This is a genomic window from Neobacillus sp. Fa239, from assembly GCF_055395235.1.
This window is the reverse complement of sequence record NZ_AP041611.1, coordinates 2189656-2208971: the sequence shown is the minus strand read 5'-3', so window position 1 is coordinate 2208971 and position 19316 is coordinate 2189656. Positions and strand designations below refer to the sequence as shown.

15 protein-coding genes are annotated in these 19316 nt (G+C 41.6%); 8 read left to right on the top strand and 7 right to left on the bottom strand.

What is annotated here, in order from left to right; all coding sequences use genetic code 11:
- Nucleotides 1–34: 34 nt before the first annotated feature.
- A complete protein-coding gene (helD, locus tag ACZ5XR_RS10525; RefSeq protein ID WP_464501605.1) occupies nt 35–2362 on the bottom strand; it encodes an RNA polymerase recycling motor HelD in 2328 nt (775 codons plus the stop codon).
- A 235-nt stretch (nt 2363–2597) separates the two neighbouring features.
- Between helD and ACZ5XR_RS10520 the strand changes: the two genes are divergently transcribed.
- Nucleotides 2598–3641 (top strand): phosphodiester glycosidase family protein, encoded by a 1044-nt coding sequence (locus ACZ5XR_RS10520; RefSeq protein ID WP_464501604.1) that lies wholly within the window; start codon nt 2598–2600, stop codon nt 3639–3641.
- Nucleotides 3642–3779: 138 nt separating this feature from the next.
- Here the strand turns inward: ACZ5XR_RS10520 and ACZ5XR_RS10515 are convergent, their stop codons facing one another.
- From ACZ5XR_RS10515 to ACZ5XR_RS10505, 3 genes are all read right to left on the bottom strand, one after another.
- A complete protein-coding gene (locus ACZ5XR_RS10515) occupies nt 3780–3917 on the bottom strand; it encodes a hypothetical protein (RefSeq protein WP_464501603.1) in 138 nt (45 codons plus the stop codon).
- 238 nt (nt 3918–4155) lie between these two features.
- A complete protein-coding gene (locus tag ACZ5XR_RS10510) occupies nt 4156–4365 on the bottom strand; it encodes a DUF1540 domain-containing protein (RefSeq protein WP_464501602.1) in 210 nt (69 codons plus the stop codon).
- A gap of 120 nt (nt 4366–4485) precedes the next feature.
- Nucleotides 4486–6057 carry a vanadium-dependent haloperoxidase gene (locus ACZ5XR_RS10505; RefSeq protein WP_464501601.1) on the bottom strand — a complete coding sequence of 524 codons (1572 nt, stop codon included), beginning with the start codon at nt 6055–6057 and terminating at the stop codon, nt 4486–4488.
- Nucleotides 6058–6250: 193 nt separating this feature from the next.
- On the opposite strand from ACZ5XR_RS10505, the gene ACZ5XR_RS10500 reads away from it, so the two are divergent.
- Together ACZ5XR_RS10500 and ACZ5XR_RS10495 are read left to right on the top strand one after the other, a co-directional pair.
- A complete protein-coding gene (locus tag ACZ5XR_RS10500; RefSeq protein ID WP_464501600.1) occupies nt 6251–7672 on the top strand; it encodes a Na+/H+ antiporter NhaC family protein in 1422 nt (473 codons plus the stop codon).
- Between the two features lie 68 nt (nt 7673–7740).
- Nucleotides 7741–7956 (top strand): hypothetical protein, encoded by a 216-nt coding sequence (locus tag ACZ5XR_RS10495; protein WP_464501599.1) that lies wholly within the window; start codon nt 7741–7743, stop codon nt 7954–7956.
- Nucleotides 7957–8089: 133 nt separating this feature from the next.
- Here the strand turns inward: ACZ5XR_RS10495 and ACZ5XR_RS10490 are convergent, their stop codons facing one another.
- Entirely contained in the window at nt 8090–8449 is a 360-nt protein-coding gene (locus ACZ5XR_RS10490; protein WP_464501598.1) for a hypothetical protein, read from the bottom strand.
- A 167-nt stretch (nt 8450–8616) separates the two neighbouring features.
- Here ACZ5XR_RS10490 and ACZ5XR_RS10485 point away from each other — a divergent pair, with 167 nt between their 5' ends.
- The 4 genes from ACZ5XR_RS10485 (at nt 8617) to ACZ5XR_RS10470 (ending at nt 12934) form a co-directional block, all read left to right on the top strand.
- The gene (locus tag ACZ5XR_RS10485) at nt 8617–9843 is read left to right on the top strand and encodes a glucosaminidase domain-containing protein (protein ID WP_464501597.1); all 1227 of its coding nucleotides are present in this window, start codon (nt 8617–8619) and stop codon (nt 9841–9843) included.
- A 33-nt stretch (nt 9844–9876) separates the two neighbouring features.
- Nucleotides 9877–10557 (top strand): cell division ATP-binding protein FtsE, encoded by a 681-nt coding sequence (gene ftsE / locus ACZ5XR_RS10480; protein WP_464501596.1) that lies wholly within the window; start codon nt 9877–9879, stop codon nt 10555–10557.
- The gene (gene ftsX / locus ACZ5XR_RS10475) at nt 10554–11447 is read left to right on the top strand and encodes a permease-like cell division protein FtsX (RefSeq protein WP_464501595.1); all 894 of its coding nucleotides are present in this window, start codon (nt 10554–10556) and stop codon (nt 11445–11447) included. The genes ftsE and ftsX overlap by 4 nt, the downstream gene beginning before the upstream one ends.
- Nucleotides 11448–11572: 125 nt before the next feature.
- Nucleotides 11573–12934, top strand: coding sequence for an IS1182 family transposase (locus ACZ5XR_RS10470; protein ID WP_464500685.1), 1362 nt, complete (start codon nt 11573–11575; stop codon nt 12932–12934).
- Between the two features lie 127 nt (nt 12935–13061).
- On the opposite strand, the gene ACZ5XR_RS10465 is transcribed toward ACZ5XR_RS10470, so the two are convergent.
- The gene (locus ACZ5XR_RS10465; protein WP_464501594.1) at nt 13062–14858 is read right to left on the bottom strand and encodes a S9 family peptidase; all 1797 of its coding nucleotides are present in this window, start codon (nt 14856–14858) and stop codon (nt 13062–13064) included.
- 1188 nt (nt 14859–16046) lie between these two features.
- On the opposite strand from ACZ5XR_RS10465, the gene ACZ5XR_RS10460 reads away from it, so the two are divergent.
- The gene (locus tag ACZ5XR_RS10460) at nt 16047–17525 is read left to right on the top strand and encodes a flavin monoamine oxidase family protein (protein WP_464501593.1); all 1479 of its coding nucleotides are present in this window, start codon (nt 16047–16049) and stop codon (nt 17523–17525) included.
- Nucleotides 17526–17596: 71 nt separating this feature from the next.
- On the opposite strand, the gene ACZ5XR_RS10455 is transcribed toward ACZ5XR_RS10460, so the two are convergent.
- Nucleotides 17597–19297, bottom strand: coding sequence for an AAA family ATPase (locus ACZ5XR_RS10455; protein ID WP_464501592.1), 1701 nt, complete (start codon nt 19295–19297; stop codon nt 17597–17599).
- Nucleotides 19298–19316 lie beyond the last annotated feature (19 nt).

Sequence of the window (19316 nt, the reverse complement as noted above, 5' to 3'; positions counted from 1 at the left end):
AGTTTTCTACAACAAAATCCCGCCTATACCATATTTATTCGGATTCACAAGCATCCAGAGAATCGTAATCCAACGAATCCGCACTATTTAATAAAAAGTCTGAACGGTCTTTTCCGTATAAATACAAACGATGCATCGGTCTCGTCATGGCCACGTAGAGTAATTTGATGTCCAGATCCACTTCCCTGTATGGTTGTTCTATGCATACAATCAAAACGGCATCAAACTCCAGCCCTTTCGATAAATAGGAAGGCAAAATCACCACATGCCCCTTCTTCATATCCTCTTTCTCTTCTAATAATTGAATCGAAAGATGACTACCTTCAAAGATTTGATGGATTCGCTGACATTCGCTGTCCGTTCGGCCAATGATTGCAATGGAATTAAGCTCCTCCTCTTTAAGTGAGACAATATCTTGTTCCAGCTGCAGCTTCACTTGTTCCGAATTTGCAGGGTCTATCGTTTTAAACCATGGTTTTTGTCCATGGCGAATGACGGGCTGAACCTTTGGCAAGTCTTCGTCGATTAGTTTCAGAATCTCATTGGCCAAGTTCATAATTTCAACGGTCGTTCGGTAGCTTTTTTGCAAGGCTTGATAATTCGCATTAGGGAAAATCTCATTCAATACAGGCTCCCAGCTGTTCAAGCCGCGATAGGAATGAATCCCTTGTGCTAAATCTCCCACGATGGTAAATAAATCGGTTTCGAATCCTTCTTTTAAGGCGGAAAATTGAAAATAGCTGTAATCCTGCGCCTCATCAATGAAAATACTGCGCATTTTATATTTTTCATCGATGCCCTCTAATTTTGCCTTCATATAAAATAACGGAGCCAAATCCTCAAGCTCATAAGCCCCTCTGGAAAAAATCCGCTGACAAAAATTGCTTAGGACCTTACATTCCCGATCGGATAGAGAATTGGAATGCTCTTTTATCTTTTCAGGCGAGGACATCAGTTCCTTATACAAGGTAAACACATCTTCCATGACAAACGATTCCATATATTTTTTTACCGCTGTCTTCGATTCCTTCTCAACCTTGGCCATTCTTTGTTTTTTCATATCCATGAGGTCAACGATGCGATTTTTTCTTTTTCCTGATTCCATCCTCCTGCTATAAAGAGTCTTATCTAACGCATCATCATATTTGGTGGTAAGTTTTGCGAGCATGAGTGACTTTTTCTTCTTTAGATTCTCATCTAATAAGGATTTAATTTTTCCAATCCTTTTATAGATTGGTAAGTACGTATATTCTTTTAAAAATAGCCGATTGAGCTTTTTTCCCTTTAGGAGAATCGATTTTTCAACAATAAAATCCTCTTCAGGAGCGAGCTTTAATTCTATTTCCTTTATATAACTGTAGATTAATTCCTTAAATTCAAGTGAACCTTTAAAGCCCGAAACCCATTGAATGGTCTTGGATGATCCGTTCCCTTCAAGCAGTTTCATCAGTTTCGTATTAGGAGCAAATAGTTTGATTTTCTGCCCTAAGCAGCTTCGCATAAAATCAATAAAGGTCGTTTGATTAATTTTGTTCACGCCGAGTTCAGGTAAGACGGCAGATATATAATCAATAAAAAGCCGGTTAGGTGCGAGAATCATTAATTTTTCTGGAGGAAATTGATAACCAAAGGAATAAAGAAAGTAGGATATTCTATGGAGTGCGATTGTTGTCTTTCCGCTTCCCGCGGCCCCTTGAACGACAATAGGGTGTTTGAGTGATGCCCGGATTACTTCATTTTGCTCATTTTGAATGGTTGCCACGATTTCTGTTAAGCGATTGTCCGCTTTCCCTGCCAATGATTTCTGCAGCAGCTCGTCGTGAGTGGTCAAATCGATGTCTCTGATTTCTTTTAATAATCCATCAATGATTTCATACTGCCTTTTCAAGGATAAGAAACCAGTTTGTGTCTCGCCATATGCGTCATAGGATACCTCTCCAAGCCGGCCATCATAATAAACGTTGGCAATTGGGGATCTCCAATCCACAATGATCGGCTGTTGTGACACACGGTCAAACAAGGATACCTTGCCTATGTACAAAATTTCTTCCTTATTACTGTTATCGTTTTTAAAATCGATCCTTGAAAAATAAGGTTTGCCAATCACGCTTGCTAATCTTTTCAGTTCACTTTGAGCTAATTCAAGAAAGCTGGCATTCGCAAGGAGATCCGTGTAGCTTGCGCTGCTATCTTTATCGTCCAGGTTTGCAAACGCTTGCTTCATATTTTCCACAAAAAACTCTTTATTCCCTTTCGAAATCTCCAAAACGGTTTTTATGTATTCCTTTGTAAACTCAAGACGCTCCACTTCTGCTTGATAATCTTTATGGTCACGAACAGACACTTGATCTTTGGCACTCATCCTATTATAAGTCACCTCACTATTCAATTATGGTTACATGGGAATAATTAGAATAACCAAAACTTTTATCCTAGTCAAGTTCCAAGCTCAAAGCTGAAGGGTTCACAACAATTGTTACATCATTCCATTTTAGGATATAAAATGGGGCTTAAAACGATTAGTTGGATAACGTATAATGGAAAACGTTGAACTGAGTATTTCAACAATCACAATTTAACCGAAGAGGTGAGATGGTATGGAACTCAACACGACGAAAACAACCTATATTCCACGCCATCAACTCAAATTAAAAAAAAGTCTCGTTTGGCGTGTTTTTGCGATTATGATCTTGGTTCTCTTCCTAGCTGGAAGTGGATTTTTATATGGAACAAATCAAGGACACCAACTTCGAAGAATGATCGTTGGTACCATTATTTCATCACAGCATCCACAGTATATGAAATACTTGGGTTTTTTACTTCCACAGTCGGAAATTAATGAATTGTATCAAGCCATGTTACACCCTCCGACTATGAAAACGGCAATAATTCCTGTAAAAAAGAAAGAGAATCATGCTGCTACTGGCTCTAAAGAAACGATTCGTGTGGACACGATTAATACAGATAATTTTACAGCCAAAGTAATGGTGATTCCTGACCCAACAACTGTTCACCTTGTAGGAACGCGGTATTCCAGCCAAGGGCAGCCATTATCAGATTTAATTAAACAAAATAATGGGGTCGCAGGGATTAATGGCGGGGGATTTTACGATCCACGAGGAGATGGATCTGGTGCTCAGCCAATAGGTATTGAAATAAGCAATGGCAAGGTTATTTCTATTCCACATAGCTACAGAGTGCCGCAGCTTGTGGCTGCGTTTTTAAAGGATGGTCAGTTTATCACCGGGAGTTATTCCGTGAACCAGCTGTTGAATATGGGTGTTCGCGATGCGGTAAGTTTTGGTCCGCAATTGATTGTAAATGGAGAAAACCGGGTATCATCCAACATTGACGCTGCCTGGGGATGGGCTCCAAGAACCGCCATCGGTCAAGAAAAAAACGGAAGCATCGTCATGATTATCACAGATGGCCGTTTTTATTGGAATAAAACGCATCGTGGTGCCACAATGTCCGATTTGGCCCAGTTATTTGAGAAATATAACGTAACCAACGCCATAGCAATGGATGGCGGAGGTTCTACAACCATGATAAAGGATGGAGCGCTTCAGCTGCAGCCAGCTACCCACACTTCTGTAGGTATGCGTTATTTACCAGATGCATGGGTTGTAATTCCACATTAAAAAACGAACACCTTCCTCATTTGGAAGGTGTTTTTTCATGGTTATAACAAGCAATATTTTTGTTTAAAAAACAATGGAACCATCCTTCTATGTAGGTTTACAAAAAAGATAGTTTTTACTTGTTAGCTTATCATTCGATTATTGTTTTTTTATTGGAGTGACAACGGCAAATAAATTTTCGCTTGGATCGGATACGTTGAATTCAATGACCTTATAGCCGCTGACTCCTTCTTTATAATCGTTTTTCTTAATGGTAATGGATTGATTGGTGTTCATTTTTTTTTGCCCCCTAATGAATTTCTCACACAGAAGCTAATATATGCAGGGGGGTGGAGAATGTGCACCGAATTTTTTTGTCCATCAAAAAAACTTAGTTTACATAATATTATTATGGAAAATCACTATACAAAAAGCATTCATGGAACTGCCTATGAATGCTTTTCACAATATTTGATTGGTCATACTTTTAGCGAGTCCGTGCTTTTACCGACTAATCCTTTGGGACTAACCATGATTAGCTTTTGGGTTTAAATGTTTTGCAACACGTTTCGGCTGAATTGACCGCGGTATCTTTATGATTCTTTTCACCTAATTCAGAAGACATTTCTGTATCATATCTGGAATGGCTATCAACTTCAACCATAATTTTCTCCGCATTACAAACATTTCCTTCTCCATAAAACGAACAATTAGATATGGCGCATGAAACTTCTACTTTTGGCAATCAAATCCCCCCATTTTTTGTCCTACCTGAGTTATTATTTTTTACTTCGGTAGCTATTTTCATTCTTCTATAAAGGAATAGACAAAATTGGGAACGATAACTCTACAACCTTTTCTTCTCTTAGATTGTTATAACGGTACCATCAAATTTGGTAAGTGAAAATCCTTCAAATGGTTCATTGTAGGTTCTCCGGTAGCTCTGAAGTATTCCGATTGCGACCTGCTCACCTAATTTAAGCCCGGCATCCCCGTCCGATCGCCAATGTACTCCCGCCGTGTCACGAGCATGGCAAATATTGGCTGCGAGTTTGTTTAATTCCCCCCCGATAGTAAGGGATGGACCTGTATAAGGAAGTAGTGAAGTGCCATCAGCATTGGCAACAACAGGTTGGGGAATTTCAAATGATTCCTTAAAGAAGGCTTTCAGAATGGTAGCTCCTGCTCCCACGAGACATGCATGTCCAGCTGGATAGGAAGGATGGGTTGGACAGCCTTCCGGATAGGCCATTGGCAATAAGTAAGAGCCAAATTGTTTTTCAACCTGTTCAACTGCCTTTGAATGGAGTAGTTCCGGGTTAATTGGATAGGATGCCTTACCTGTTAAATGGTTGTGCACAAAGCCGCCAAATTCCTCTGGGCGAAGTCGGCGATGGACCAGCCATTTTTGAAACCATGCTGCTTCTAAAGCTTGTCTTGTTGCTTTTGCAACAAAATCCAAAATATGCACTTGACCAAAGGTGACAAAACTGCTCTGGGTATTCGAATGTAAATATGGATTGGCCGGATCAAGAGCCGCAGGTCCAAAACTCATTAAGATTAAAGCGGCATTAAGAAAAGCTTGAAAGGTATAGTCCTGATGAACCCATTCACTGAGATCTCGGCCATTGCGGATATACCTTGGTGTGGAATCGAATTGTATGGATAATGTTGGGGGCTGTCCATTTTGAATTTTGAGCCACTCATCATATGATGTGAGAAAGTCCGAACCTGCCATAGGCGTCAAATATTGCTGATTTACTGTTTTAATCCCCTGCCTGACATCCTTCCAGAGAAATTGCGAGACAAAAGGACCTGTTAAATCGCCTGGTGTATTTCCTCTAAATAAGGTTTTTGTTGTCACATTGCCATGATCTTTCGGGCCCCGAAAATCGGAAAAATTGTTCAGATCGGAAACAGCTTCTAAGATCCTTGCATTCATATCATATTCCGTAAAGGGAATATCCCTTGTAAGTGCCCGCCAATATAATTCTGCCATTTCACCAGCTTCCCAAGAACTGCTAAATCTTGGCGGAGCTTCAAGACTGAGCTGGTGACTATCTGGACCAACGAAATCGTAGGCGTATGCCCCCTGTGGATTTGACAGCTTTACTGTCCCCCCTAACGGGATGGTTTCAAAATCTTCCGGTTTTCCGGAAGCAAGAGCTCTCAGTAAAGCTTTATATGAAGTCAGCGATACCTCACCAAGTTGATTATGAGGCAAGGCTTTTGAAAAATTCCCTATTTTATTTTGATACAACTCCTCATCACCGTTGCAATGTTGAGTAACGCCAATTCCTCTTTTCTTTTGAAGAAGTGCTTCTATATGACGAATAAAAAATGCTTGGTTCCGTCGTTGCTTCTGGTTTAACGGTCCTATCACACATGAAGAATTCCGCCTGTCCAATTTCCAACGGGATCTCTTCGGTTTTCTCATTTAAACCATCCCTCTGTTCATTTTTGAAATCATAAGTTGTCTAAAATAGTATATTTTGGAATCGACATTTCGATTGGGTGAATGAATTAGTTGCAAACCATTACTTTAGGCCAGTTTTTCGATACTTTCCATTAAATACTGGAATTTGGGTCATAATATGAAAAAGATTTTAGAGTTTTAGGGGGAAAAAACTTTGCAGCATACCTGGCTTTCTTTGTTACCATTTATTATTGTGATTTCGATGTCCATCTGGCTAAAAAACATCTTGCCAGGTCTTGTTCTGGGTTTGCTGGTAGGTTCCTTGCTTTTCAAAGTGAATGTAATTGGCGGGGCCTATCAATTGGTATCCTACATCGTGACTACCCTTTCCAATGGAAACAATATGAAAATTATCGGGTTTCTTTATTTATTTGGCGGACTGGTGGGGATGATGAACATTTCAGGAGGGATCAAAGGCTTTTCGGAATGGGTTGGGAACAGGATTCAGACGGAGCGTGGACTGCTCGGGCTTATTTGGCTCACCCTCCCCTTTACTTTCATGATGCCGATGTTTCGAATCATGATGATTGGTCCCATCGTAAAATCACTGATAAAAAAAATGGACCTGCCAAAGCAAAAGGTTGGTCTCACCATGGATGTATCAACAGAATCGGTCATCGTCCTTCTACCGGTCGCGACTGCCTTTGTCGGCTTTATGGTCTCGTTAGTGGAGGGCAGCATTCGGAAGCTCCATTTAGGGATGTCGGCCTATCATGTTTTTTTACTTAGTATATTGTTTAATTTTTTTGCGATTGTGATGTTATTGATTGGGATTGTCCAAACCTTTTGGACCGGTAGAAAAAAATCTCCCCTTCAAAAAAACGAGCAAAAGCCATTAGATTCGGAAGTGAATGAATTTCACCGGGCTGGAATTCAAAAGGAATTGTCCTTAGTCAAAGCCCAACCCTGGAATTTGATCTTCCCTGTCTTCTTGCTCCTGGGATTATCCTTATTTCTATTATGGCAAAATGGCACATCTAAAGGGGCACACACCATTTTTGAGGCGTTTTCCATGGCAGATGCCACCTTTGTTATGTTATTGGCGGTTTTTATTACGTTGGTTTTGTCATTTGTTTTTTACATTATCAGAAAGCAGAAATTGGATGAAATTCTTTACCATTTTTTTGATGGCGGAAACCAAATGATGGAGGCCATTTCGCTGCTGGTCCTCATTTGGTCCTTAACTCTATCGGCAGAGGATCTTGGTTTTTCAAAGTTTATCAGTTCCACCTTGGGATCGGTCTTGCCGGCTTTCTTGACCCCGGTTACCATCTTTGTGCTCGGTTCCCTTATCGGCTATTTTATTGGTTCTTCTTGGGGAACTTGGGGATTGTTCATGCCCTTGGGAATGTCATTGGCCGTTTCAACCGGTGCTTCGATCCCGTTAACTGTAGGCGCTGTCTTTGCCAGCGGTGCATTTGGTGCATTATGTTCCCCGCTAGGCGATACGACAATTACCACCGCCACAATTCTGGATATGCCGCTCGTCGATTATGCCCGCTTTAAATTGAAGATCGCTTCGATTGGCGGGGTAATTGCCATCGTTTTGTATATTGTTGGGGCTATCTTTATTTAAAGAATTCATGTAACGAATTTCGCTGTACCACATATGATAAAAATAATATGGTGAAGGAGGTGTCAAAATTGACTCATACTATTATAACTGGTCCACATCCTTCACTAGCTGGTTCCTGTAAAGCACAACATTATCAGAATTCCACACCTATCCATACAACTGTTCCGTACCCTGCCCATCACCATCAAATTGTGCCTTCACCCCAGCATCCTATGATCGGCCAAAATCAATACGGGATTCCATCATGGAACCCAACCGGTGCTTCATTCCCTTATTTATATTAATGTTTAAATGAGTTATTTACGGACAAGCTTTTTAATTGTAGCAAGCTCATTCCTTTGACCGTGGAAGCTCTTTTTTCTGCTCCACGGGCAATGCAGCCGCTCACCTTTTACCGTGATCGTTCTTTTTTCAACTTCATGGGCAATGCAGCTGCTTTCCTTTAACCGCGGCCGTTCTTTTTTCTCTTCCACGGGCAATGCACCAGCTTTCCTTTGACCGTGGAAGCTCTTTTTTCTGCTCCACGGGCAATGCAAGTGCTCTCCTTTGACCGCGGCCACTCTTTTTTCTCATCCGCGGGCAATGCACCCGCTTTCCTTTAACCGTGGAAGCTCTTTTTTCTCCTCCACGGGCAATGCAGCCGTTCTCCTTTGACCGCAGCCACTCTTTTTTCGACTCCACGGGCAATGCAAGCGCTCTCCTTTGACTGCGGCACATCATAATTCCAATATTAAATTCAAGCAGAGGTACATGATTATTACCCCTGCTTTTTTTCATGACACAAAATACTGCTAAAAGCGTTACAAAATGGACATGGTATTTTATTCCTAGTTCTGTTAATATCAAAATCGGAGGGATTTAAAGGTACACATAGTAAAAATAATTTAAATCCTGGACCATTTTTAGAATTTATTAGAATCTAAAAAAGATAGGATTTGACCAATATGGATAAAAAGGTATATTTGGTACCTGCCTGTTTCCTTACAATCATGACAGCTCCTATAGTGACCCATGCGGAAAACGTTCAATCAAATCTCCCAGTCACTACACAACAACAACAACTAGAAACCGATTTATCGAACGTTAAACAGCAAAAGCTCCTAGTTCAGGATGAAATTCAAGCGACGGCGAAAAAAATAGCCGAATTAGATAAACAAATCACAGAATCCGCTGCAAATATCCAACAAAAAGAAAATGAATTAAACGATATTCAAGCGAAAATGAATAGTTTAAACCTGGAAGAAATGAGAATCACCAGTTTACTAGAAACTAGAAAAGAAGAATTCAAGTCCCGAGTGGCGGCTTATTATCGAACAGATGGTCAAATGTCATTTTTAAATGTCATCTTATCAGTTAATAGTTTTGGAGAATTTATCGACCATTTCTTTGCTTATGATAAAATCATGAAGGAAGATAAGAGATTCATTGAAAAGTACATCGCAGATCAGAACAAAGTAGCTGACATTAAAGAAAATGTCCTGAAATTACAAGATGAAACGTTTAATGAAAAAGCAAACCTTGAAGCGATAAAAGCAAGTTTGGAAAACAACAAAAAGGAAAAAGAAACATTGTCTGCCCTCTTGGAGGAGAAGAAAAAACAGTTAGAAAAAGAAGAACAGGGAAAAACCATTGCCCTTGAATTGTTACAGAAAAATGGGGATGCCATTCTTAATTTGATCAATAATAACAACGGTAATCATCCGAATAATGCAAAAATGATAGATTCCATTCTCGCCCCTTTTGTCCCTGATGCCCAAAAGCTGGAGCACGATAAGGGAGTTCCTGCCTCTATTACACTCGGCCAAATCATCTTGGAAAGCTCGGGCAGGTATAATGGGTTATCCGGCCTCGCTTATCAGGCAAAAAATTTATTTGGTGTAAAAGGAACGGGCACCGCAGGTTCGGTCAGTATGGAAACCACCGAATATGTAAATGGCGAAAAGATCGTGACAACGGCCCAATTTGCCAAATATAATACGTATTATGATAGTATGCTGGCTCATGCAAATCTATTATTAACCCCAAGGTATCAACAATATTTGAAGAATGTTACCAATATTGTTGATTATGCCAATGGCCTATATGATGCAGGCTATGCGACTGATCCTGACTATGCATCTAAATTACTTAGGATTATCTATCAATATGATTTATGGAAATTGGATGTATAAATTCAGCGTTTTTGAAAGGAGGGTCCGAGCGATTTGATTCAGTTTGAAGAAGTATCCAAAGTGTATCCAAATGGCGTACATGCTCTAAAAAGGATTAACCTCACGATTTCCAAAGGAGAATTTGTCTTGATGATTGGTGAGAGCGGCGCAGGTAAATCCACCCTCAATAAACTGATCACAAGAGAAGAAAAACTAACGAGCGGCGAACTCTTTATTAACGGTATAAAGGTCTCAACTTTAAAAGATAAGAGAATTCCTCAATTAAGGAGATCGATCGGGATGGTTTTTCAAGACTTCCGTTTGATATCCAAAATGACGGTTTATGAAAATGTTGCTTTTGCTCAAGAAACGATTGGGGTACCGATGAAACTCATCCGTGATAATGTGTATCATGCTCTGAAAATGGTTGGTCTTGAAGCGAAAGCAAATGATTTTCCAAAGGAATTATCTGGAGGAGAACAACAGCGTGCCGCGATTGCAAGAGCCATTGTAAACCGGCCAAAAATAATCATTGCGGATGAACCTACTGGAAATTTAGATAGTAAAACAGCTTGGGAGATTATGAGTGTTTTTGAAGAAATCAATAAACTGGGTACCACCATTCTGATGACGACTCATAATAAAGAGTTTTTTGAGCATACCACGAAACGAGTGATTTTAATCGAAAATGGAAGTATTCTTCGTGATCTTGCAAGGAAGGTGCGAACAAGTTGAAAAAGAAAACCTACTTGAATCGGCATGTAAGAGAAGGAATGAATAATTTTAAAAGGAATGGCTGGATGACCGTTGCATCGGTTAGTTCTTTATCGATGATGATTTTTCTCGTTGGGGTTACATTCCTGGTATTGATAAATTTAAACCATATGACAACAAAAGTAGAGCAAAATGTGGAAATACACGCTTATCTTAAAAATACCAATACCGATGAGCAAAAATTTCTAATCAGTACCATTCAATCGTATAACCATGTTTCTTCTGTAAAGTTCATATCAAAAACAGAAGGTCTGCAGAGCTTTATGAAAAACTTGGGTGATGAAGGTGCTGCCTTTCAAACTTTAAAAAACGAAAATCCGTTAAATGATGAATTGGTGATTAAAACAGAGCAGCCTAATGATGTAGTTGGGGTAGCCAAAAAAATAGAAAAGCTTGTCTTTATAGATAAAGTGGCCTATGCGAAAAACGTGGTAGGCTCCTTAGTGACGTCAACAAAGATCGCTCGATTTGCCGGGGCCCTTTTTATTGTATTCCTTACTTTTACTGCAGTTCATTCAATCACAAACACGATAAAAATAACCGTTTTGGCCAGGAAAGAAGAAATTCAGCTTCGAAAATTGATCGGAGCGACAAACCATTTTATACGCATTCCTTTTTTTATAGAAGGTTCGTTCATCGGACTTTTAGGGGCAATGATGGCAAGCTTGCTTGTCGCGGTCGGGTATTATTTTATTTACATGTATTTTAATAAATTTATTGATATTTCCTTTATCCAGCTGCTGTCCCCTCTCCCGCTTATTCCAATCTGCATTTCGATTCTTCTTATTTTTGGCGTTTTCATCGGAATCTGGGGAGCAACTTCATCCTTAAGACGGATCTTAAAAGTTTAAACATAAAAGGGCTGCTCCATTTGGGAGCAAGCCCTACAGACTGTCGACAAATCCGAGAAAAATCGGGTCTGCCGGCAGTCTTTTTTGTATAATTGATATATGAAGATTTTAATGAGGTGGATACTATGCTTTCAAAAAATACACAGATGAATCGTGACCAAATAGAAATGATAGCTTTAGAACAACTTGTACCTGCGAACCATTTGGTTCGCAAAATAGAAGCTGCCATAGATTTCTCATTTATCTATTCACTTGTACAAGATATGTATTCATCTGATCGAGGTCGTCCGAGTATTGACCCTGTAGTATTGATTAAGATGGCGTTTATCCAATATACCTTCGGTATTCGCTCTATGCGTAAAACTATAGAGGAAATCGACACAAATATTGCTTATCGTTGGTTTTTAGGCTTTGGATTTTATGATAAAGTACCACATTTCTCAACCTTCGGTAAAAATTACGAAAGACGTTTCAAGAACACTGATTTGTTTGAGCAGATTTTCTATCGTATTTTGAAGGAAGCTTCTGATAAAAAATTAATAAGCAGTGATCACGTTTTTATTGATTCCACACATGTTAAAGCAAGTGCAAATAAGCGTAAAATTGAGAAGAAAGTCGTTCGAAAAGAAACTAAAGCATATGAAGCGCGATTACAAGAGGAGATTAATAGTGACCGCGAAGATCACGGGAAAAAGCCATTTCCTCCAGATAAATTTGAAAAGGAAGAAAAGAAAGAAATTAAAGAAAGCACCACGGACCCAGAAAGTGGTTATTACGTAAAGGACGAGCGTACTAAACAGTTTGCTTACTCATTCCATACAGCTGCTGATCGAAATGGTTTTGTTCTGGGTACGATTGTTACACCAGGGAATATACACGATAGCGTTATTTTTGAACCACTTCTAGAAAAGGTCATTGAAAAACACGGGAAACCTGAGGCTGTTGCTGCTGATGCTGGATATAAAACGCCTGCCATTGCCCAATACTTATTTGAAAATGATATAACGCCTGCATTACCTTACACTCGCCCTCGTACGAAGGATGGCTTCTTAAGAAAGCATGAATATGTTTATGATGAATACTATGATTGTTATATCTGTCCGAAAGGACAAATATTAAAATATGCAACAACGACAAAGGAAGGTTATCGACAATACTTCTCTAACCCCATTGAGTGTAAAAATTGCCCATTATTATCACAGTGTACACAGAGTAAAGAACATAAAAAACTAATTCAACGACATGTGTGGGAAAACTATTTAGAAGAAGCCGACCATCTTCGTCATACAGAAGAAAATAAAACTATATATGCAAGACGTAAAGAAACGATTGAGCGTGTCTTTGCGGATGCTAAGGAAAAGCATGGAATGCGATGGACAACCTTAAGAGGTCTAAAAAAATTGTCTATGCAAGCGATGCTTACTTTTGCTGCCATGAATTTGAAAAAGATGGCCAGCTGGACATGGAAAAGTCCGGTAATGGGGTAAATATATGAATAAGATAAGTCTAAGTTTTGCTCTTACGAGCAAAAGTCCAACAAAAAGGCATCCGAATGGACACATTCGGATGCCTTTTGTCTACAATCTGAAGGGCTGCTCCATTTGGGAGCAAGCCCTATTCTTTACCCATATACCGGTCAAAGAAATTCACGATTGACTTGTAGGCAATGAGTTTATTTTTTTGTTTTTCAAGGGTATGACCTTCGTCTTTAAATCGAATAAAGTCAACAGGGTGATTTCGTTTCTTTAGTTTGTCAACGATTTGTTCAGATTCCTTTATAGATACACGAGGGTCGCTCTCCCCATGAATCACTAACAATGGTGAAGAAATTCGGTCAGAAAAATTCAATGGATCGATTTGATCAAAGAATTCCCCATCCCTTTCTATTGAGCCATATTCATTCTCTCTAAGCTTCTTTCGCCATGGGCTTGTCGTTTGAAGAAATGTCCTAAGGCTCGACATACCAACCAAATCAACGCCCGCCGACCATAAATGGGGGTAGTGACTGATGGCGGCAAGAACCATAAACCCTCCATAGCTTCCCCCCATAATCCCGATTCGTTTCGAATCAATATTTTCATTTGCCTTGAGCCATTCAACTAAAAAAACCAGATCCTTCACAGCGTCCATTCTTTTTCGAACATCATCCAAGTGGGTAAACGTTTTTCCATAACCAGTACTACCGCGGATATTGGGAGAACAAACGGCAAACCCATGGTTTAGTAAATATTGCTGAATTGGGTTGTAGACTGCACGGGTTTGACTCTCTGGTCCGCCATGAATATAGATCACAACTGGAATTTTTTCAGTGGAATCTTTCGGCTTCGAAAAAAATGCTGAAATTGGGAGACTATCAAAGGATCGATAGGTTATAAGAGCTGGTTCAACTAATTTCTTTTCCAGCACCGGTGAGCGCGACACATACGTAAGCCTCACCGCCTGTATGGTCTTTAGGTCAAGCTCCCATATATCAGAAGGATAGGCCGGTCCCTTAAATTCATAGGCAAGTTTTTGGCTGTCCGGGGAAAATTTCAGATTGGAGATCACACCCATTGGTGTATTCCACGTATATAGAGAGCTTCGATGGATGTCTAGTAGAACCCCCTTTGATATGCCTCCCTCATTGATCGAATAGGCTAATAAATTTTTATCACGATTCATCGCCAGATCCTCAAAATCCCAGTATCCAAGCTCCAGCCACTCGAATGCCTTGGTTTTAATATTGATTAAGGCAAGCCCATAGAATTCTCTGTTTTTATTCGATAAGAGATAAATATAGTCTCCATCCATGCTAAAGTGGGCATCTCGAAATCCTGCTTCTCCAGTATGTTCAGTAATCCAATTCATAGTGCCAGTTGAAATTTCGAGGATGCCCAAATCGTTATCAAGAGGGGAGGTTATTTTTTGTATTAAAATTGATTTTCCATCAGGGGTCCACCCAACGGATGAAAAACTTCCATCACCAGCAAACAATAGCCGAATCGTCAACGTTTCCAAATTTTGAAGGTAAATATCAAAGAAAGCAGGATTCCGGCGATTGCTCGACCAGACAATCCATTTTCCATCTGGTGAGCTTCCGCCGTACCGGTGGATATGATCTGGTGAGTTTGTCATGTCAATAATCTTGTCATCCGCCTTAAGTAGAAACAACTGCTGATTTTCATTTCCTCCTGCATCCATACCAAAAATTATATTCGATGTCCCATTTACATAGGTAATAAAGGTAATTCTATCGTTTGTAAAGGTGGTTTGGACCGGCCATCCTTCATGCCCTTCCCCCCTATTCAGTTCCCAAATCTGCGGCAAACCAGTATAGTCTGCGAGAAAGCTTAACTTATGACCAATCGGGTCATAGACTGGATTTTTCGCAAAGCGAACATGCAAATACGGTTCAATTCCTAAAGCCGTCATGTACATTCCTCCACCCGGAATTGATGAATCAAGTTGAGTCGTGCTACCCCATCCATTATATTTAGAATCAATTTGGATTATTCTTGATGGCGATGGGTCAGCTAGAACAGGTTTGGAATTTCTATTTGATTTTGGTCATGTCGGAGCTCATTAGATGACCGTGGTCATTCCTGCTGGACGATTTCGGGCACGTAGAACCTTTCTAGATTACCGTGAGACTTCCTCCTAACTGATTTTTGGCACGTAGAACCTTTCTAGATTACCGTGAGACTTCCCCCTAACCGATTTCGGGCACGTAGAGCCTCTCTAGATGACCGTCCGCCTCCCTCCTAACCGATTTCGGTCACGTAGCACCTCCCTAGATGACCCAGTCCCTTCCTCCTAACCGATTTCGGTCACGTAGCACCTCCCTAGATTACCGCCCGCCTTCCCCCTAACCGATTTCGGGCACGTAGAGCCTCTCTAGATGACCGTCCGCCTCCCTCCTAACCGATTTCGGGCACGTAGCACCTCCCTAGATGACCCAGTCCCTACCTCCTAACCGATTTCGGTCACATAGCACCTCCCTAGATTACCGCCCGCCTTCCCCCTAACCGATTTCGGTCACGTAGAGCCTCTCTAGATTACCGTGAGGCTTCCTCCTAACTGATTTCGGGCACGTAGAGAACCTCTCTAGATGCCCCAGTTCCTTCCTCCTAACCGATTTCAGACAAGTAGAGCCCCTCTAGATGACCGCCCGCCTTCCTCCTAACCGATTTCGGTCAAGTAGAGCCCCTCTAGATGACCGCCCGCCTTCCTCCTAACCGATTTCGGTCAAGTAGAGCCCCTCTAGATGACCGCCCGCCTTCCTCCTAACCGATTCCGGTCACCAAGAACCTCATAAGGTCAATAAATTCATTCATAATCCAATATATAAACTACTTGTCATACTCTTTGTCTAACAGAATATCTTTATTATAGGGAAACGTAAGTCTTTGCTTCTTCTTTGTGAGCCCGGAGGAATGAAACTCACTTAGGTTAGGAGGAGAATGAGGATTAACCTTGAGGTTATGATTCAGCTGCTTACGCTCATAGTGATGATTATTGGACTCGCTACAAAAGAAAAGTAAGACTTAAACACCACAGGAAACGGGCCGCCGAAAAAGGCGCGCTCGTTTTCTGTATGTTACACCTGAAAGGAGAATGAGTATGTCCTTTTATAGATCTCCTCAGTTAACAAATGAACAAATGCTGTTGACCATTCGAAATGGACTTGGCAAAACTCAGATTCCCAAAAAGATTATTATCGTCGGAGCCGGTATGTCAGGATTAGTTGCGGCATCCCTCTTGAAGGCTGCAGGGCATGATGTAACCATTTTGGAAGCAACCCAAAGAGTCGGCGGCCGTATTTTTACGATGCGTGCACCCTTTTTGGACGGTCTGTACCTCGATGCCGGTGCCATGCGGATTCCGAATAATCATTTTTTAACATTGGAATACATTAAAAAATTCGGTCTAAAGGCATCTCCCTTTGTGATTACCACTCCAAACGATCTCATTTATGCAAATGGGGTAAAAACAAACCTCTCCATTTATCAGCGGAATCCTGATATGTTAAACTACCCCGTTCTCCCCCATGAAAAGGGAAAAACAGCAATTGAGCTTCTCACATTAGCCATTAAACCAATTACTGATTTTATCAATCAAGATCCTTATCGAAATTGGAGTACCATCGTAAAAGACTTTGATAAATACCCAATGAGCGTTTTTTTACGCTACAATCCGATTGGGATGAGTTTATCTCAGGGTGCGATTGAGTCCATTGAGGTATTACTGGGGCTGGAGGGATTTCCGGAGCTTTCTTTTCCTTCTATTCTAAGGGAACTAATCCCGCTTTTTAGTCCAGACATTCATTTTTATGAAGTAGAAGGCGGAAATGACAAATTGCCGGATGCTTTTGTTCCGGAATTAAAGCCGAACCTCTATTTCGGCTATCAAATGACGAAAATCGTCCAGAAAGATCAGCAAGCGACGATTCATTCCAGACATATCCTAAGCCAAAGACCACTAGTCGTAACAGGTGATCTGACCATTATTACCGTTCCTTTTTCCATGCTCAAATTCATCGAGATCGAACCATTAACTTTATTTTCCCATTATAAAAAGAAAGCCATCCGCGAGCTTCACTATGTCGCCGCTACAAAAATCGGCCTTCAGTTTAAACATCGTTTTTGGGAAAAAGAAGGAATTCGCGGCGGTAAATTGATGACCGATTTACCGATTAGATTTGCTTACTACCCCAGCCACCTCATTGGTTCAACGGGTTCTGGAATTGTTTTGGCGAGTTATACGTGGGAGGATGATACATTGTCATGGGATAACCTGCCGGAAGAAGACCGGGTTCGAAATGCCCTAGATAACATGGCCGCTGTCCATGGTGAGCAAATTTATGATGAGTTCCTAACAGGTGCCTCTCATAGCTGGTCCCAATACCGCTATTCCGGAGGAGCTTTCTCCATGTATAAACCGGGTCAGGAAACAGAATTATTTCCTTATATCCCCACTCCGGAAGGCAGGGTCCATTTTGCCGGTGAACATACGTCGACGATCCCCGGGTGGATCGAAGGTGCCGTCCAATCGGGAATAAGGGTGGCCCATGAAGTGACGAACCTGCCGAAAACACTTTAATCTTATTAAAAAAAAAGACACCATCCATATAAGGATGATGTCTTTTTTCATCGAATATTTAGTCCATCCACCTATTCCTGATTCACTGTAACCGCGACTTCTGCCAGTGAAGCAAAAAGGTCCTTTTCGATCATTATCGGGCGTGTCTTGCCATAAAGCTCGACATATATCTGCTCAATTTCCTCGCCTGTCAGGTCGCCCCGCTTGAGCAGCTCTGCTGCAATAGCATGAACAAATGGGCTATGTTCCTTCACCAGCTTCTTTACTTTGTTCATTTCATCGTTCAGAAGCTCATTGATATTTGGACGAAGCGCTTTAAGTCCTTCTGCCGGAGAACCGATGGCAAGCCAGCTAAACAATTCTTCCCCCATCCCGACAGCTCCAAGGTAAGCACCGGCAAGCTCCGTGGCCTGCTGCAGGTCTGACGTGACCCCGTTCAATTTTTTTCCTAGGAATTCCTCTTCCACCGCCCTGGCAGCAAGACATACCTGAATCTCGGCTAAGATCTCACTATCGCTTCGGTTATAGCGCTCATGGGTCGGTTTGGTTGCAGCGAGCCCAAGGGCACCGCCGCGGCGGATGATGGTCACCTTCCACACTCGTTCATGCGGTTTTAATAAGAACTGCGCGACCGCATGTCCTGCTTCATGGTAAGCAACATTCCGTTTTTCATCGTCACTCATCGAACGAAGCGGCTGCTTCAGGCCCCATTCATAGGTTTCCATCGCTGCCCGGAAGTCCTCATAATTCGAAACGGCAGCACCCCGTTGATGGGCGATGACAACCGATTCATTGACGATGTGTTTGATTTGCGCCGGACTGTAGCCGATCGTGTCGAGTGCCGCACGCTCTGGAGTCAGGCTTGGATCCCTTTTTACCTTCTCAAGATAATATTGGAACACATCGATTCGGCCATCATAGTCTGGCGAATCAACCCAGAGCTTCCGGTCAAATCGGCCAGGACGAAGCAGCGCTTGGTCCAATGTATCCGGCAGGTTTGTTGCTCCAATCGTCAGAACGGCCAAACGTTCTGCCTTCTTTTTCCGCAGTCCAAGAGAACGAAGGAGCTTGGCAAACCCGTTTTGATCCATGTTAGGAGGATCCATTTGTAAAAGAAGCTCGTTCAGAAGGCCGGATCCGCCCATGCCCATTAAGGCACCAAGGCCTCCGCCTCCGTTTCCGCCAGAACGGCTCATTCCGATGGCATCGATTTCATCAATAAAAATGATGCAGGCCCCATAAACTTTCGCGAGCTTTCGGGCCTTTTTGTAAAGTCCCATGACCTTCAGGTTTCCGACACCAAAGAACATATTTTGAAAGCTTGGTGCCGACGCATAAGCAAACGGAACCTGTGCTTCATTGGCGATAACCTGGGCAAGGTATGACTTTCCTGTACCTGGGGGTCCACAAAGTAATAATCCGCGGATCGCTTCGCCCCCCATTTCCTTAAATTCTTTGACGCCCTTTAAAAGGGTGACGATTCGCTTGGCATTATCGACAATCTCCGGGTTCCCCCGATAATCGTCCCAAGTCGAGCCCGTTTCACCGGGCAAAATCCAGTAGGTTCGTCCCCTGGCAAGAAACCAAAATAGGGCAACAAACTGGATAATCATAGCAAACATGGCAAAGAGCAGCTGGAGCGCGTAATAAAAAACGGTATCGGCTACATTCCAAACTGACTGCCCTCCTGTCAGCAATACAATACCAATAATGGCAAGAGCTGCGACCCAGAGGATTACTTTACGCCATCTGATCCATCGATATTTCCTCATGGTCCACTTCCTTTATGAT